The sequence below is a fragment of the Arthrobacter sp. Y3224198 genome (assembly GCF_059090025.1).
Map to the genome: position 1 here is coordinate 19,439 of NZ_JBNHFG010000017.1, position 15,451 is coordinate 34,889.

The 15,451-nt window shown below is 66.8% G+C and carries 20 protein-coding genes and 1 tRNA gene; 11 read left to right on the top strand and 10 right to left on the bottom strand.

Going from position 1 to position 15,451, the window contains the following annotated elements; translation table 11 throughout:
- Positions 1-43 precede the first annotated feature (43 nt).
- The 4 genes from AC5RUF_RS10720 to AC5RUF_RS10735 all read left to right on the top strand — a co-directional run bounded on the left by AC5RUF_RS10720 (position 44) and on the right by AC5RUF_RS10735 (position 2,828).
- Positions 44-343 carry a hypothetical protein gene (locus tag AC5RUF_RS10720; protein ID WP_494130551.1) on the top strand — a complete coding sequence of 100 codons (300 nt, stop codon included), beginning with the start codon at positions 44-46 and terminating at the stop codon, positions 341-343.
- Between the two features lie 141 nt (positions 344-484).
- A complete protein-coding gene (locus AC5RUF_RS10725; RefSeq protein ID WP_493996850.1) occupies positions 485-847 on the top strand; it encodes a DUF1622 domain-containing protein in 363 nt (120 codons plus the stop codon).
- Positions 848-907: 60 nt separating this feature from the next.
- A complete protein-coding gene (locus AC5RUF_RS10730; RefSeq protein WP_493996851.1) occupies positions 908-1,393 on the top strand; it encodes a DUF5684 domain-containing protein in 486 nt (161 codons plus the stop codon).
- A 175-nt stretch (positions 1,394-1,568) separates the two neighbouring features.
- Positions 1,569-2,828 (top strand): Nramp family divalent metal transporter, encoded by a 1,260-nt coding sequence (locus tag AC5RUF_RS10735; RefSeq protein WP_493996852.1) that lies wholly within the window; start codon positions 1,569-1,571, stop codon positions 2,826-2,828.
- A gap of 7 nt (positions 2,829-2,835) precedes the next feature.
- Here the strand turns inward: AC5RUF_RS10735 and trxB are convergent, their stop codons facing one another.
- Positions 2,836-3,813 carry a thioredoxin-disulfide reductase gene (trxB, locus tag AC5RUF_RS10740; RefSeq protein ID WP_494130552.1) on the bottom strand — a complete coding sequence of 326 codons (978 nt, stop codon included), beginning with the start codon at positions 3,811-3,813 and terminating at the stop codon, positions 2,836-2,838.
- 112 nt (positions 3,814-3,925) lie between these two features.
- Between trxB and AC5RUF_RS10745 the strand changes: the two genes are divergently transcribed.
- Positions 3,926-4,444: a GNAT family N-acetyltransferase gene (locus tag AC5RUF_RS10745; protein WP_493996854.1), complete on the top strand. Its 519-nt coding sequence runs from the start codon at positions 3,926-3,928 to the stop codon at positions 4,442-4,444.
- Positions 4,445-4,448: 4 nt separating this feature from the next.
- Here AC5RUF_RS10745 and AC5RUF_RS10750 read toward each other — a convergent pair whose 3' ends face one another.
- From AC5RUF_RS10750 to AC5RUF_RS10775, 6 genes are all read right to left on the bottom strand, one after another.
- Positions 4,449-5,324 (bottom strand): ABC transporter permease, encoded by an 876-nt coding sequence (locus AC5RUF_RS10750; RefSeq protein WP_493996855.1) that lies wholly within the window; start codon positions 5,322-5,324, stop codon positions 4,449-4,451.
- Positions 5,321-6,247, bottom strand: coding sequence for an ABC transporter ATP-binding protein (locus tag AC5RUF_RS10755; RefSeq protein WP_493996856.1), 927 nt, complete (start codon positions 6,245-6,247; stop codon positions 5,321-5,323). Before AC5RUF_RS10755 ends, AC5RUF_RS10750 begins: the two co-directional genes overlap by 4 nt.
- Entirely contained in the window at positions 6,244-6,816 is a 573-nt protein-coding gene (locus AC5RUF_RS10760; RefSeq protein WP_493996857.1) for a GNAT family N-acetyltransferase, read from the bottom strand. The genes AC5RUF_RS10755 and AC5RUF_RS10760 overlap by 4 nt, the downstream gene beginning before the upstream one ends.
- Positions 6,817-6,853: 37 nt before the next feature.
- Positions 6,854-7,030 carry a hypothetical protein gene (locus AC5RUF_RS10765; RefSeq protein ID WP_493996858.1) on the bottom strand — a complete coding sequence of 59 codons (177 nt, stop codon included), beginning with the start codon at positions 7,028-7,030 and terminating at the stop codon, positions 6,854-6,856.
- A 198-nt stretch (positions 7,031-7,228) separates the two neighbouring features.
- Positions 7,229-7,369, bottom strand: coding sequence for a hypothetical protein (locus AC5RUF_RS10770; RefSeq protein ID WP_493996859.1), 141 nt, complete (start codon positions 7,367-7,369; stop codon positions 7,229-7,231).
- Between the two features lie 86 nt (positions 7,370-7,455).
- Positions 7,456-7,824, bottom strand: coding sequence for a VOC family protein (locus AC5RUF_RS10775; RefSeq protein ID WP_493996860.1), 369 nt, complete (start codon positions 7,822-7,824; stop codon positions 7,456-7,458).
- Between the two features lie 63 nt (positions 7,825-7,887).
- Between AC5RUF_RS10775 and AC5RUF_RS10780 the strand changes: the two genes are divergently transcribed.
- A complete protein-coding gene (locus AC5RUF_RS10780) occupies positions 7,888-8,319 on the top strand; it encodes a MarR family winged helix-turn-helix transcriptional regulator (protein WP_494130553.1) in 432 nt (143 codons plus the stop codon).
- Positions 8,320-8,323: 4 nt separating this feature from the next.
- Here AC5RUF_RS10780 and AC5RUF_RS10785 read toward each other — a convergent pair whose 3' ends face one another.
- Both AC5RUF_RS10785 and AC5RUF_RS10790 read right to left on the bottom strand, forming a co-directional pair.
- Positions 8,324-9,058, bottom strand: coding sequence for an SDR family NAD(P)-dependent oxidoreductase (locus tag AC5RUF_RS10785; protein WP_493997655.1), 735 nt, complete (start codon positions 9,056-9,058; stop codon positions 8,324-8,326).
- A 147-nt stretch (positions 9,059-9,205) separates the two neighbouring features.
- Positions 9,206-9,278 (bottom strand) — tRNA-Ala (locus AC5RUF_RS10790).
- A gap of 188 nt (positions 9,279-9,466) precedes the next feature.
- Between AC5RUF_RS10790 and AC5RUF_RS10795 the strand changes: the two genes are divergently transcribed.
- The gene (locus AC5RUF_RS10795) at positions 9,467-9,871 is read left to right on the top strand and encodes a four-helix bundle copper-binding protein (protein ID WP_493997653.1); all 405 of its coding nucleotides are present in this window, start codon (positions 9,467-9,469) and stop codon (positions 9,869-9,871) included.
- 39 nt (positions 9,872-9,910) lie between these two features.
- Here AC5RUF_RS10795 and AC5RUF_RS10800 read toward each other — a convergent pair whose 3' ends face one another.
- Entirely contained in the window at positions 9,911-10,426 is a 516-nt protein-coding gene (locus AC5RUF_RS10800; protein ID WP_493997652.1) for a mycothiol transferase, read from the bottom strand.
- A 145-nt stretch (positions 10,427-10,571) separates the two neighbouring features.
- Here AC5RUF_RS10800 and AC5RUF_RS10805 point away from each other — a divergent pair, with 145 nt between their 5' ends.
- The 4 genes from AC5RUF_RS10805 to AC5RUF_RS10820 all read left to right on the top strand — a co-directional run bounded on the left by AC5RUF_RS10805 (position 10,572) and on the right by AC5RUF_RS10820 (position 15,415).
- On the top strand, positions 10,572-10,796 hold the full coding sequence (locus AC5RUF_RS10805) for a hypothetical protein (RefSeq protein WP_493997651.1): 225 nt from the start codon (positions 10,572-10,574) through the stop codon (positions 10,794-10,796).
- Positions 10,797-10,839: 43 nt separating this feature from the next.
- Positions 10,840-11,556 (top strand): IclR family transcriptional regulator, encoded by a 717-nt coding sequence (locus AC5RUF_RS10810; RefSeq protein WP_493997650.1) that lies wholly within the window; start codon positions 10,840-10,842, stop codon positions 11,554-11,556.
- A gap of 77 nt (positions 11,557-11,633) precedes the next feature.
- Entirely contained in the window at positions 11,634-13,571 is a 1,938-nt protein-coding gene (locus AC5RUF_RS10815; protein WP_494130554.1) for a heavy metal translocating P-type ATPase, read from the top strand.
- Positions 13,572-13,819: 248 nt separating this feature from the next.
- Entirely contained in the window at positions 13,820-15,415 is a 1,596-nt protein-coding gene (locus AC5RUF_RS10820) for an SLC13 family permease (protein ID WP_494130555.1), read from the top strand.
- Positions 15,416-15,451: the final 36 nt, after the last annotated feature.

Genomic DNA, 15,451 nt, shown 5'->3' on the forward strand with positions numbered 1-15,451 from the left:
ACGCCCAGGCAGGAATGTCAGAGGCGCTTGCCATGGTGGAGGCATGAGTTTTTCCACCAGCATCCCGTCTGCCCCCGTTGTTCCCGCCGGCCAGGTCACCCACGCCCACTACCGTCGCGAGCCCTACGTCCGCTGCACCACCGGCCAGGGCAGCGTGGACGGCAAGGCCGTGGCCTGGACCCGCACCCAGGTTCTCCTGCATTGGATCGACGACGACGGACGGGCGCATAACCGCTGGACCCCGGCCGCCACGGTGCGGCGGATTCCGCGGGACGACTCCGCCTGGCGCGACCCGTACGACGATTTCCGCTTTTACTACGAGCCCGCTCCTGCCGCAGCGTAACCGGACGGGATTCCTCACAAATTCCACCGGACATTTTCCCGGACACCCTTGACCCTGCCGCGTCACCGGGCGTTGATTAATCCCCTGGAGGAAATTCTCCCGGCGCCTATCTGCCGGGACCGGAGATAACGGATCCCGGAAATGGACTTTAAGCATTTCATCGAGGCCGTAGGCGAACTCATGGACCTTGCCGGGGTTGCTGCCATTGTGCTGGGAGCCCTGGCCGCCAGCATTGCGGCGCTGGCCGCCCTGGCACGAAAAAAGGACCAAATATATACGGAATACCGGCAGCGGTTGGGGCGGAGCATCCTCCTGGGCCTCGAATTGCTGGTGGCTGCCGACATCATCCGCACGGTGGCAATCACGCCGACTTTCGAGTCCTTGGGGATATTGGCAGTGATCGTGCTGATCCGGACATTCCTCAGCTATTCACTGCAGCTTGAGGTGACGGGATATCTTCCGTGGAAACGGCCGGCAGGCACGGCGACCCCTGATTCAGGCTGAGTAAACCCCGAATCCCCAAATAACCTTGACTCAATGCATTAGGCACCTATTATTTGCACCATGATCAATCCAGTCTCGAACCTTCCCTTTGCCCTGTCCGCATCCGAATTCACCACCACCACGGATCCGGCCATGAGCGCCGGCGCCATCTTCGGGTCTTTCCTCGTTTTCGCCGTCATCGGCATCGTCATCGGCGGCCTGTCCATGATGGGCATGTTCAAGAAGGCCGGCCGTAAGACCTGGGAAGCCTTTATCCCCGTATATTCCATGGTTGTGCTGTTCCGTATTGCAGGGATGTCGGGGTGGATGGTCCTGCTCCTGCTTGTTCCCGTGGCAAACCTGGTGGCGCTCATCTTCCTGGCCATCAATCTCGCCAAGGTCTTCGGCCAGTCCGCCGGAGTTGCCGTGCTGACCTTCCTCTTCTCCACCATCATGTACTTCTACCTTTCCTTCAGCTCCGCCCGGTACTTCGGCCCGCAGGCCAGCAAGGGTCCCTTCGGGCTCGCAGCCAGCGGCAGCCAGCCCGCGTACGCACCCCAGGCGTAGGTTTACAGGCCGCGCTGGCCTGCCCCGTATCCCATCAACCAATACAAAACAGAAGGCGTCCGCTCGCGGGCGCCTTCGGTGTTTTCCGGCTGCCGTGCAGGGCATTTCACGACTGCAGAGGAGTACCTGTGAGAAATTGTTAGGCGTGCCGAAATTTCAATGTTAGGTTGCTGTCATGGCTCGTACAGATCAGCTCCCGGATACCACTGCCCGCCGTCCAGGCCGTCCGCGCAACATCCTGTGGCTGCTCGGCCCGGCCCTGGTTGCCGGCGTCGCCTACCTGGACCCGGGGAACGTCGCCAGCAACATGACCGCCGGGGCGCAGTTCGGTTACCTGCTGGTCTGGGTGGTGGTGGCCGGCAACATCATGGCCTGGCTGATCCAGTACCTTTCGGCCAAGCTCGGGCTGGTGACCGGGCGCAGCCTGCCGGAACTGCTCGGCGAGCGGATTGGCCGGAAACCGGCCCGCCGCCTGTACTGGCTGCAGGCCGAACTGGTTGCCATGGCCACCGACGTCGCGGAGGTGATCGGCGGCGCCGTCGCCCTCTGGCTGCTCTTTGACCTGCCGCTGTTCCTGGGCGGGGTGATCACCGGCGTCATTTCGATGGTGGTGCTGCAGCTGCAGCACCGCGGCCGCCAGCGCGGCTTTGAGTACGTGATCGTCACCCTCATGGCGGTGATCGTGGTCGGGTTCACGGTGGGCGTCTTCGTCAGCCCGCCCGACGGCGCCTCGCTGGCGGCGGGCCTGGTGCCCCGCTTTGACGGCAGCGAATCCGTGCTGCTGGCAGCATCCATCCTGGGGGCCACCGTGATGCCGCATGCAATTTACGCCCACTCCGCCCTGACCCGTGACCGTTTCCCCGGCCGCACGGCCACCCTCACCACGCCGCGCCTGATCAAGGCCACCAAATGGGATGTCACCATTGCCTTGGCGGTGGCCGGGTCGGTGAATCTGGCCATCCTGCTGCTGGCGGCCAGCTCCCTGCAGGGTGTCGCCGGCACGGACACGCTCGAGGGCGCCCACGCCGCCATTGCCGCTTCCCTCGGCGGGGTCGTGGCCACCCTCTTCGCCGTCGGGCTGCTCGCTTCAGGCCTGGCCTCGACGTCGGTGGGTGCCTATGCAGGCGCGGAGATCATGCAGGGGCTGCTGAAGGTACGCATCCCCATGCTGCTGCGCCGGCTCATCACCCTGGTACCCGCCCTGGCAATCCTCGCCGTCGGCATCGATCCCACCTGGGCACTGATCCTCAGCCAGGTCATCCTCTCCTTCGGCATTCCGTTTGCCCTGATCCCGCTGGTCTGGCTGACCGCTCAGGCCAGCCTGATGGGAGCGCACCGCAACCGCTGGTTCACCACGGCCCTGGGCGTGCTGGTCTCGGTGCTGCTGGTGGTCCTGAACATCACCCTGCTGGTGCTGACCTTCACCGGGTCCTGACGCTGGGTTAGCCCTGCAGCGAGCCCTCCACCAGTGCGGTGGCGATGCTGTCCGCGTCCGCCAGCGCGGCCAGGTAGCGTTCGGCATCCAGTGCCGCGGAGCAGCCGGTCCCGGCCGCGGTGATGGCCTGCCGGTAGCGGTGGTCCACCGCATCGCCGCAGGCGAACACCCCGTCCAGGTTGGTCTGCGTGGTGGGGGCGGCCACCTTGATGTAGCCGTTGTCGTCCAGGTCCACCTGGCCGGCCAGCAGGTCCGTGCGCGGCACATGGCCGATGGCCACGAAAATCCCGGCCGCGGGCAGTTCCCGGACGGCGCCCGTGACAGTGTCAGTGAGGGTCACACCGGTGACCTTTTCCGTCCCGTGGATGACTGTGACCTCACTGTTGAATTCGAAGCGGATCTTCGCGTGGTCACGCGCCCGCTGCGCCATGATCCGCGAGGCGCGCAGGACATCCCGGCGCACGACGACGGTCACCGACTCCGCGAACCGGGTCAGGAACAGCGCTTCCTCCATGGCGGAATCCCCTCCGCCCACCACCACAACGGGCAGGTTGCGGAAGAAGAAGCCGTCGCAGGTGGCGCACCAGGAAATGCCCCGGCCGTTCAGCTGTTTTTCTTCCGCCAGCCCCAGTTCCTTGTAGACGGAACCGGTGGCAAGAATGACGGACCTGGCCTTGTAGGTATTCCCGCCGCCGGTGGCCACCCGCTTGGTGTGCCCGCCCAGGTCAACTGACACGACGTCGTCGTACTCCACCCGGGCACCGAACTTCTCCGCCTGCCGGCGCAGGCTGTCCATCAGGTCGGGTCCCTGGATGCCGTCGGCGAACCCGGGGAAGTTCTCCACGTCGGTGGTGTTCATCAGTGCCCCGCCAGCGGTTACGGACCCGGCGAGAATGCGCGGTTTCAGCCCGGCCCGGGCCGCGTAGATGCCCGCGGTGTAGCCGGCCGGACCGGAGCCGATGATCAGGATGGAATCGGTGGCCATTGCTCTTCCCTTCACGGCGGGGCGGGGATTCCTTCAAGTCTGGCGGGAACACCGTTAGGCTCGGAACCCCGGCCGTGAATTAGCGGTGCCGGAACCGGCAAAGGAGCCAGCAGTGGCAGGCGTACACATTGAACTGATCCAGCTCCCCCGCGAGGCGATCGACGCGCTGGCTGCGGGTGATCTGGTCACCGCCAACCGGCACGCACCCTTGGAGATGACCGAACACTTTTCCCGGGAACGGCAGTCCCTGTGGCGGATCCGGAGCGCCCAGCTGCAGGACAGTCCCGGCGATGCCGCCTGGATTACCCGGGCTATCTTCGATCCCCGGCTGGGGCGTGCGGTGGGCCAGGCCGGGTTCCACGGCCCGCCCGACCCGGACGGAATGGTGGAAGTGGGGTATTCGGTGGACCCCGCCTACCGGCGGAAGGGCTATGCCAGGGCTGCCCTGGAGGCGCTGCTGGCGGTGGCGGCGAAGGAGCCCTCCATCCGGGTGGTCCGGGCCACCATCAGCCCGGACAACCACGCGTCGCGGCGGCTGGTGGAACAGTACGGTTTCGTGGCCAACGGCGAGCAGTGGGATGACGAGGACGGGTTGGAGATCATTTACGAGGTGGCTGCCGGGGTGTCCTGACCGGTCAGCGGATACGTGACCGGATGCGCAAGGCGGCCAGGGCGGTAAAGACCACCAGCATGGCCGCCAGCACCAACACCACGTAGCCCACCGGGACCTGCCAGTCCCCCACGTACGCGGTGATGCCGAAGAGCCGTTCCACCTCTGCCACGGCCTCGGGCTGGTCGGTCACGGATGCCATGGGTCCCTCGGTCATTTCCTGGCGCACCACCATGGATGCCTGCATAAACGGCAACGCACTGACGAAGTTGCGCACGCCCTCGGGGAAGGCCCCCACCGGGATGTAGGAGCCGGCGGCGAAACCTAGGATGGTGCCCACCAGGGTGGACAACGCCGAGAACGAGCCCGGGGTGCGGACGAAGGAAACAATGAACGAGCTGAGCGCTCCGAAAGCGGCGCAGCTGAGGACGAGGTACCCGTAGGTCTTGGCCACCTGCCCGGCGGTGAGCGTCACGTCGTCGAGCAGGGCCAGATATGCCAGGCTCACGCCGAACACCAGGGTGGTCATAATCAGGGCGATCACCACCGTGGACAGCAGGTATCCCAGCACCAGCTGGCCGCGGCTGATCGGTGAAACCAGGAAGTCGCGGAAGCGCCCGGTGGCAGTGTCCTCCACAATCACGTTTACCGCCGCGAGGCCGGTGGTGATGGCAGTGATGCCGACGATCCCGGCGAACATCCAGGCGTCCACCAGTCCCTTGATGTCCTCCTCCGTGGCCTGTGGAAAGGATTCGGCCAGGCCTTCGGTTTGCTGGTTGCCGAGGAACAGGGTGTACAGCAGGAACAGGACAAGCGCGCCCAGCAGGGAAAAGAACACGTTCAGCCGGTCGCGGAAGTACAGCCGCAGGTTCCGTCCGGTGATGTCCATGACCACGTTCATTCCGCTTCCCCCCGCCGGCCGGTCAGGGCCAGGAAAACGTCATCCATGGTGCCGTGGCGGAATTCGAAGTCCAGGACGTGGTCCCCATGCCCGGCGAGGATCTGCCGGGCTGTGTCGGCGCGGTCCACCGCGAGCCGCAACACGTTGCCTTCCTCCCCTGCCACGTCCACGCCGTCTTCCCGGGCAAGGCCGCGCAGTGCTGCGGGATCGGCGGAGGTGATGGACAGTATGCTGCGGCTGTATTTGGCCCGCAGGGTGGTGGGGGTTCCGTCGGCGATGATCCGGCCCTTCTCGATGACGCAAACGCGGTCCGCTTCCTCGGTCTCCTCCATGTAGTGCGTGGTGAGGAAAACGGTCAGCCCGTGGTTTTCACGCAGGTCGTGGATGGTGGACCAGACCACCGCCCGGCTTGCCGGGTCCAGTCCTGCGGTTGGCTCATCCAGGAAGATGATCGACGGCGAATGCAGCAGGGCCCGGGCAATGTCCACCCGGCGTCGCTGTCCGCCCGAATAGGTGCTGTACCTCCGGTCGAGGAAATCCGCCAAACCGATCATCCCGCTCAGTTCCTCGATCCGGGCATCGTTGGCCTTTTTGTCCGCCGAGTAGAACCGGGCGCGCGTCTGCAGGTTCTCCCGGCCGGTCAGGATCGGATCCAGCATGGAGTCCTGGAAGACCACGCCTATGGCTTCACGGACTCCCGTCCCGCTGCCGCGCACGTCGTGTCCGGCAACCGCCACCTCCCCGTCGTCGAACGGCATCACCGTGGTGAGGCAGGAAATGGTGGTGGATTTCCCCGCCCCGTTGGCGCCCAGGAAGGCAAAAACACTTCCGGCTTCCACTTCGAAGGACAAATCATCGACGGCGGTCATGCTGCCGAAGCGTTTGGTCAGTCCGCGGACGGAAATGGCGGGAGTGGGGCTCACCGGGTGGATCCTTGCTTTTGCAGTCCGGGGAGAGAAGGGAAGTCATCGAAGTCCAGCGGGGTGACGGTGTTGTTTTCCCAGTCTGTCCGCAGGATGGCGTAGGCCACGGATGCCACGCGTGTCCCGTCCGGCATAGGCCATCCCTGCCGGTAATGGGCTTCCTTGACGAATCCTGCCCGCAGGAACGTCTTGCGCATGGCCACGTTGTCTTCCCGTGTCTGGCCCTCGAAGCGGACGATGCCGGGCATCTCCGTAAAGACCAGACGGCACAGTGCCCGGACCACCGGCACCCCGAACCCCTGTCCGCGGTGTGACTCTGCGAGCCGCAGGTCGAAAACGGGATTCTCGTCAGCCAGGTCTTCCAAAACGGCCAGTCCGATGTCTTCTGCCCCGTTCCGGATCCAGTAGCCCTGGGCTTCCTCCGACCAGAAGTGCCCGGCGGCCACGCGGGAGCGGGCCTCAACTTCGGTGGGTGACGGGTTCACGTGGAAGGGGAACCGGTTGGAGGACAAAAAGGCGGCAACCGCGTCTGCGTCGCCGCCATCCATCCTGCGAAGGGCAATAGTCATGGGCGCGAGTCTAACCCGCGGGTTTCCCGGTTCCCCGCTAGATGGCTCCCACCCGGTCCTGCGCGCCGGAGGATGCTGCGGCTGCCGCTTCTTCTTCCAACTGGCGGCGCCAGCCCCGCGGCGGCGGCCAGGCAATGCCCCACTGGGCGAGCTGCTGCTTGGTGAAACTTCCCGAGGGGGTACGTGCGGCTTCTATTTCTTCGCGGGTCGGCATGGCCAAATCATGACACGCACCAGGGTTTATGTCACCGAATAAAACGCAGGTTTTTTGTGCGGATTTCGGGCTCAGTTATTGACTATTCACTAAGGACACGATAACCCCCGGAAATCCGCGGATTTCCGGGGGTTACAGGGACTTTCGGTATCACCAAAAACTATTTATTAGGGACGTCCGGTACTGCTAAATAATCGGTTATGGATGGGTGGTAACCATGATCAGTTGCCACCCTTCCGGGACCTGCACCTGGAGGGCTTCACGGGCGTCCAGGAAGCTCTCACCCTCCGCTTCCAGCTCCCGGGTTTCAACAGGACGGATGATGCCAGTGACCTTCATGCTTCCAGCCTAGGCACCGGCACACGCCGCGGGGCCCTGCCCACTGTGTTGTGTCCAACACCCTGCGGCGGCCCGGCCACCCCGCCTCAGGCGCGGTCATGCACGGTGATGGCATACCCCTCCGGGTCACGGAACGTAAAAGTGGTGCCGAACGGGCCCTCGAAAGGTTCCTGGATGACGGTGGCGCCGGCAGCGGCCACGGTCGCGTGCAGTGCTGCAGCCTCGGGATCATGCAACCAAAGCGCGACGCCGAGCCCGGGCTCTGCGCCGGAGCCAAGATCGGTGCCGGGGCCCGCTTCCCGGACAGCAAAAGGTATGGGCGCGGTCTGGAAACGCACGGCACCGGGAGGTGAAGCAGGCGCCCGGGTCAGGCCCACCACCTCCTCGTAGAACCCTGCTGCCCGCGCCAGGTCCCGCACTTGCAGGGCAATGAAATCGGGTCCGGTGACAGCCATGGGGATCTCCTCGTTGTTTGATGTCAACTTATTGACACCCCAACTGTATGTCAGGATATTGACATGGTCAACCAGGAAGTTCCGCAGATCGGGTACATGCTCAAGCACACCCAGGCACTGCTGCATACGCGGATGGATGAAGTCCTGCGGCCGCTGGGGCTGAGCGTCTCGCAGTATGTGTGCCTGCATCTGCTGGCGGGGGAACCGGGCATATCCGCGGCGGAGCTGGCGCGCAGCGCCTTCGTCTCGCGGCAGGCGATGAACACCCTGGTTCAGGGGCTGCTGGACCGCGGTCTGGTGGAGCGGCCCGCCCGGCCCGATTCCGGACGGGCCCTGCCCGCGGTCCTGACGTCCGCCGGCGCAGAGCTGCTTGCCCGGGCTGAATCGGTGGTGGACTCGGTGGATCAGCGGATGGTCTCCGGGCTCAGCAAACAGCAGGCGGCCGCCCTGCGGGAGGCGCTGGCCGCGTGCATGGCTTCCCTGGCCGAAGACTGAGGATTCAGCCCGCCAGCAACGGTGTGCCGGTTTCCCGGGCCAGGGTCTGCAGGAGTTCATCCTGAAAGGCACGGTCACGGACCGCCGCGTGCGGCTGCTGCCGCTGCCGGTGGTACCAGTACCCGCCGCTGGTGAGCGCTTCGGGCTCGGTGCCGGCGGCCAGCCATGCCTGGGTCTGATGGCCAAGCTCCAGATCATCGGGTGCGCCCGGCCCGCCCATCCGGGTGGGTACCCAGCCCGGGTCCACGGCATTGCTCAGCACCGCCGGGCGCAGGCGAGCCAGGGCAGCCGAGAGCGCCGTGACAAAAAGCTTGCTGTCCGCGTAGGACCCCGGCCCGGTGCCGGCCCAGTCCACGCCGTCCAGGGAAGGGTGTCCGCTGAAGTGGGACCCGCTGCTCAGGTACACGTGCCGCGCCGGGCCCAGGAGCAGGGCGGTGAGCAGATACGGGGCCACGATATTCATCGGCATCACCGCCGGACCGCGCCAGACACCGGCATTGTGAATCACCGAGTCCACCGGCCCGCCGTCGTTCAGTTCCACGGCAACGTGCCGCACCGCGTCCCGGTCCGAGAAGTCGCCCACCACAAGGCCTGCCCCGCGGCGGAGCAGTGGTTCCACGCTGGCGGCGCGGTCCCGGTTGCGGGCATGCACCACGACGTCGTGTCCCTGAGCGAGCAGTGAGTCCGCCGCAGCACGCCCGAGGCCGTCTGCGGAACCGGTCACGAGGATTCTCATCAGTCTGCCTCCCTCTGGTGCCCCTTTTCGAGGGCTACTGCTTGGGCGGTGCCAACGTTAGCGCATGGACCAACGGCCGGCGGGCGTGGTGCGGAAAGCAGAAAGGGCCTGTTTTCCGGTCAAACCGGGAAACAGGCCCCTTCGATTCTGTGGAGCTTAGGGGAATCGAACCCCTGACCTTTTCATTGCGAACGAAACGCTCTACCAACTGAGCTAAAGCCCCGAACTGCGCTGTGTTGTCCAAATGGCCAACCCCGCTAGGCTACACCGATTCTAATCACGCCGCCGGGCGGGGGCCAAACCATCAGTGCCCTTGGGAAGTCCTGTGGGGTGTCGTTACGGTGGGAGGCAGGCCGCGGCCGGAGCCTCGAAACGGCCAGGACAAAGCACACCGGAATCAAGGAGAATCCCATGGCCCTGATCACCAAAATGCTCGAAACCCATCCCGGCGGCACACGTGCCGCGGATCCCCGGCTGCTGGCCGAATGCCTGGCAGCCTGTGCCGACTGCGCCCAGGTCTGCAATGCCTGCGCCGATGCGTGTCTGGGCGAGGACATGCTGGGCGACCTGGTCGCGTGCATCCGCACGAACCTGGACTGCGCCGAAATCTGCGCAGTCACCTCGGCCGTGCTGTCCCGCACCGCAACCACGGGTCCTGCCACCGCAGCATTGCTGCATGCCTGTGTCGCAGCCTGCGCCGCCTGCGCCGAGGAATGCCAGCAGCACGCCTCCATGCATGAGCACTGCCGGATCTGCGCTGACGCCTGCCGGCGTTGCCTGAACGCCTGCGAGAAGCTGCTGGCCTCGCTCGGCTGAGGCACGTCCCCAGATCAGGCGGCCCGCCGGTGAGGACGCCTAGGAACGCTCTGCCAGCACCAGTCCGCGCAGGTAGGCGGCCTGGCCTGCGTGCTCCAGGCAGTCCGCCAGGATGCTTACCAGCCGCACGCCCAGGGTGACCGGCGGATCCCAGGCCCGGTCCACCACCTGGTCCAGGTCCTGCCCGGATAGCCCGGAGACAAACGCCTCCGTGCGGGAGTGGACGTCGTCGTAATAACCCAGCAGGGTCTCGGCGGACTGCACCTGCACCTTCGCCACCTGCTCGGAGGTGTGCCCGTACCCGGTGTCCTCCACGGCCAGCGGCAGTCCCACCCGTTTCGCCCAGCCGTCCGCTATCCAGGCCTGCTCCTGCCCGGCCACGTCGGCAATCTGGGCATCCTCGACCCGGCCCAGGTGCCAGATCAGCCAGGAAATGGAATTGCCCTCGGCGTACGGTCGGTGGTTCAGGGCAGCGGCATCCAGGTCCTGGACCGTCCGGCGCACCGTTGCGGGGAGGCGGCCGAAGGCATCAATCAGCAGGTCACTCTGGTCCATAATGGCGAACTCCGATGGTTGGCGGGCAGGGATGCGCCATCCTTTCACGCCGTCTGCCCGCCGGGAAGAGCCGGGTTGGCGGCAGGGCAAAGAAAATGAGTGCACAGCGGGTGCGCTTGCTCCCCGCCGACCCTAAAATTGCGGGATGAGCTGGACTGACGAACGTCCCGCATGGCTTCCGCCCATTCCCTCACCGCACCGCGGCCTCATCCGGATCACGCTTGGCCTGATCCTGGTCTGCGGTGCCATGCTCACCTGCCTGGTGGTTGCCGCTTTTGGCGCCCTGCTGAGCATGTATGTTCTCTGGCCGCTCGCCGTCGGCCTGCTCCTCCTGATGTCCGGGCTCCTCAGCCGCCGCCGCGGGACCTGACCCGCAGCCCGGAATGCTCCCGCTGCTGACTTAGGATTGGCGCATGACACCCCCTGATCCTTCCGGTGCCGGTTCCCAGTCCCAGACGCTCTCCCGCGGCATCCGCGCCCTGGAACTGCTTGCGGACGCGGAAAACCCGCTCAGCATCGCCGAACTGTCCGAAGGTCTGGGCGTGCACCGCTCCATTGCCTACCGCATCCTGCGCACCTTGGAATCGCATTCGCTGGTGATGCGCGACGACGCCGGCCGGGTTGCCGCAGCCCCCGGCCTGGCGGCCCTCGCCCGGGGAGTGTCGCGGGACCTGCAGTCCGCTGCCCTGCCGGAGCTCAGCGCGCTGGCCAATGAGCTGTCCATGACCGCATTCATAGCGGTTTGGGACCGGCAGAACTGCGTCACCCTGATGACCGTGGAACCCACCCACACGAGGACCGCCCTGATCCAGCGGCCCGGCACCCGGCATTCCTTCACCGCCGGTGCCCCGGGCATCGCCATCCAGTCCGCCCTGACCGAAGATCAGTGGGACCGGCTGGCACCGGGTCAGAAATACCGGAGTGAAAGCCGGACCGCCCGCGAGCGCGGCTACGCGATCAGCCACAACGAGGTGATCGAAGGGGTTTCCGCGGTGGCTGCCCCCATCAGCGCCGCAGGCCAGTTGCCCGCCGCGGTCTCGGTGGTCTATTTCGGCTCGGGGAAGGACGAGGACGCCATGGGGCTGCGGCTGATCCGCACCGCCCGCCGGATTGAGGACGCCCTGCGCTGACCGCCAGGGGCGCCCCCGGAAGTTAGGTGAGCTTTCGCTTGCTGGAAACCCCGCGCCGGGCGGCTTACAACAGAGACATGGGCAAGGGAACATGGAACCGGGTACCGGGCGCGCTGCGCCGCTATCCGCTGGTTTTCGCCACTGTGCTGGTCACGGTGGCCTTCCTTCTCCTGCAGTGGTCCGGCGCCGGCACCGCCGCCGGCTGGACCGCCGCGGTTTTCGCCTCCGCGGTGGCGCTGAAGACCACGGCCGGCATGGTCCGGGACATCCGGGCAGGCAACTGGGGGCTGGACATCCTTGCCGTCATTGCCATAGCCGCCACCGTTGCCGTGGGTGAGAACCTGGCCGCGCTGATCATCGTCCTGATGCTCTCCGGCGGACAGGCACTGGAGGATTACGCCGCCGGACGCGCCCGCAGCGAGCTGGACGCCCTGCTGGAGCGTGCACCGCAGCAGGCCCACCGTTTCCGCGGCGGAAACACCCAACGGGGAGCCGAGGACATCCCCGCCTCCGACGTTGTCCCCGGGGACCTGCTCCTGGTCCGTCCGGCCGAGGTGGTCCCTGTGGACGGCGAGCTGGTGTCCGCCGGCGCGGACTTCGATGAATCCTCCCTGACCGGCGAGTCCCTTCCCGTCTCCCGGCACGCCGGTGACCCCGTGATGAGCGGATCCGTGAACGGCACCCGCGCCGTGCTGCTGCGGGCCACGGCGGCGACGGCGGACAGCCAGTACCAGCGCATTGTCGCTCTGGTGGCTGAAGCCGCAGATTCCAAGGCACCTGTAGTGCGGCTGGCGGACCGCTTCGCCGTGCCCTTCACCGTGGTCTCCCTGCTGATCGCCGGACTCGCATGGGCACTGAGCGGGGACCCGGTCCGCTTCGCGGAGGTGCTGGTCCTGGCCACCCCCTGCCCGCTGCTGATCGCCGCTCCCGTCGCTTTCCTGGGCGGTATGAGCCGTTCGGCGCGCAGCGGCATCATCGTCAAGGGCGGGGCCGTGCTCGAGCAGCTGTCCAAGGCCGGGTCCGCCGCCTTCGACAAGACCGGAACCCTCACGCACGGTCAGCCGGCACTGGTGGAGGTCCGCCCGCAGCCGGGCTTCAGCGCGGAAGACGTGCTGGGCCTGGCCGCCTCGGCCGAGCAGTACTCCTCCCATGTGCTGGCCGCCGCCGTGCAGCGCGCCGCAGCCTCCCGCGGCCTTGCCCTGCGCTCCACGGACAATGCGCAGGAGGTGGCCACCAACGGCGTGGAAGCCGTGCTGGACGGACGCACCGTCCGGGTGGGCAAGGAACGTTTTGTGGCCGAGACCGCTGCGGATACGGTGTCCGCCCGCTTGGAGCCGGGCCAGATGGTGGTCTACGCGGGCGTGGACGGCCGCTTTACCGGCACGCTGATCATGAGCGACGCGGTACGGGAAAACGCCGCGGCCACCCTGCAGCGCCTGGCCGGGCTAGGCATCCGCCGTACGGTCATGCTCACGGGCGACGCCCAGGGCACCGCAGCCGCCGTGGCGGAAGGCCTGGGCATCACCGATGTCCGCGCCGGGCTGCTGCCCGAGGACAAGGTGAAGGCGGTCGCGGTGATGGAACCGCGGCCGGTGATCATGGTGGGCGACGGCGTCAACGACGCCCCGGTCCTTGCGGCGGCCGACGTCGGCATCGCCATGGGAGCGCGCGGTTCCACGGCCGCGAGCGAATCGGCCGACGTCGTGCTGGTGGCCGATGACATTGCCAAGGTGGCGGATGCGGTGGAGATCGGCCGCCGGACCATCCGGGTGGCCCTCAGCAGCATCTGGCTGGGCATCGCCCTCAGCCTGGCCCTGATGTTGGTGGCCGCGTTCGGGTTCATCCCCGCGGTGGCGGGGGCGCTGACCCAGGAGCTGGTGGACCTGGCCGCCATCCTGAATGCGCTGCGAGCGCTGAGCGGACCCCGGCGGATGCCGGACGCCGCCCGGGAAACGCGGTCCGCGGCGGGCAGCGTCGCGGCAGCGCGGCCGAATCCGGTGACCCGGGCCGGCTGAACCGGCGCACCGCGGACCGTCGGAGCCCCCCCGGTCCCACACCCCCGCGGTCCGCGTGGGACGCGTGGGCCGCCCCTCCCGGGTCCTCACATTTGCCGATGGCAGGACCAACGCGCCGCCCCTCGGCAACGCTATGGCTTTGCGTGGGTTCCGGGGGCACGCTGGTGAAGCGTGGGAAATGTCGCGTGCACGAACCATCGGGATCACACACAGGGGTGAGACGTGGATACAACCGAAAGCCCGGCCGCATGATCCCGCCGATACTCGCCACCTTTGGGGTCCTGGCCCTGGCCGTGGCGGGCTTTATGACCAACCGGCTGCCCCTCGTGGTTGTTGCGCTCTTCGTTCCGGTAGCCCTGTGGGCCACGGGGGTGCTTCCCCTCAACGAATCCCTGCAGGGTTTCAGTGACCCGATCACCCTGTTCATCGCCTCTCTGTTTGTACTCAGCGAGGCCCTGGACGCCACAGGGATCACTGCCTGGGTCGGACAGCAGCTGGAACTTCGCTCCTCCCTCAGCCGCACCGGCCTGCTGATCACGATCATGGCCGTTGCTGCAGCCCTCTCCGCGGTCATCAGCATTAACGGCGCGGTCGCGGCGCTCCTGCCAGTGGTTGTCGTCGCGACGGCGAGGGCCGGGGTCATTCCCTCACACATGCTCATTCCGCTGGCCTTCGCCGCCAGCGCGGGATCGCTGCTGACCCTTACGGGAACGCCGGTGAACATCATCGTCTCCGATCTCTCCGCCAGTTCAGGAGGACGCACATTCGGGTACTTCGAGTTCGCGCTGGTGGGGCTTCCGCTCGTCGCCGTGACCACCCTCCTCGTGGTGCTGCTGGGCCGAAGACTCCTGCCGAAACGTGCTCCCGAACGGCTGGCGGAGGCGGGCACCGACCCGCGGGAGCGGGTGCGGTCCTGGCGGGAGATCTACACTGCCGACCTCGACACGGAACGGCTGTTTACGGGACGGCTGGGCGTCGTGGAGGTTCTCATCGCGCCCCGCTCAACCCTGATCGGACGCATCGTCAGTCCCGGCATGACCACGCGGGACGAGGACCTGGTGATCGTCGCGCTGCACCGCGGCGGAACCGCGGCGGCCAGCCCCGAGGCCCCCGCACCTCCCGGGACACTGACGCTGCGGGCCGGAGACTCGGTGCTGGTCCAGGGACCCTGGGATGCCCTGAACCGATACGTGCAGTCTCCCGACGTCATCGCCGTCGAACCTCCGCATACCCTCCAGCGGGCTGTGCCGCTGGGCCGCGGATGGCGCCGGTGCCTCGCCGTGCTGGCCGCCACGATCGCGCTGCTGGCAACCGGTTTCCTGCCGCCGGTGGTTGTGGGGCTCCTCGCCGCGGCCGCCCTGGTCCTCCTTGGCGTGGTGACCGTGCCGCAGGGATTCCAGGCGATTTCGTGGAACACGGTGGTCCTGATCGGGACGCTCATCCCGCTGTCCTCCGCATTTGTGTCCTCGGGTGCTGCGGATGCGATCGCGTCGCTGGTCCTGGACTCGACCGGCAGCATCTCCCCGCACCTCGCCCTCCTGGTGATCTGCGTTCTTGCCCTCATCCTCAGCCAGTTCATCTCCAACGTGGCCACCGTGCTCGTGATGGGGCCGGTAGCGGTGACCTTCGCCCAAACACTGGGGGTCAGCGTGCTGCCGTTCATGATGGGGCTCAGCGTGGTTGGGGCCGCTGCCTTCCTCACGCCCATCGCCACCCCTGCCAACCTCATGGTGATGCAGCCGGGCGGCTACCGTTTCGGCGACTATTGGCGCCTCGGCTTGCCGCTGTCCTTCGTTTTCCTCGCCTTCGCGGTGCTGTACGTGCCGCTCGTCTGGCGGTTCTGAGCCCGGAGCACCTCCGCCGGATGCGTACGATGCATC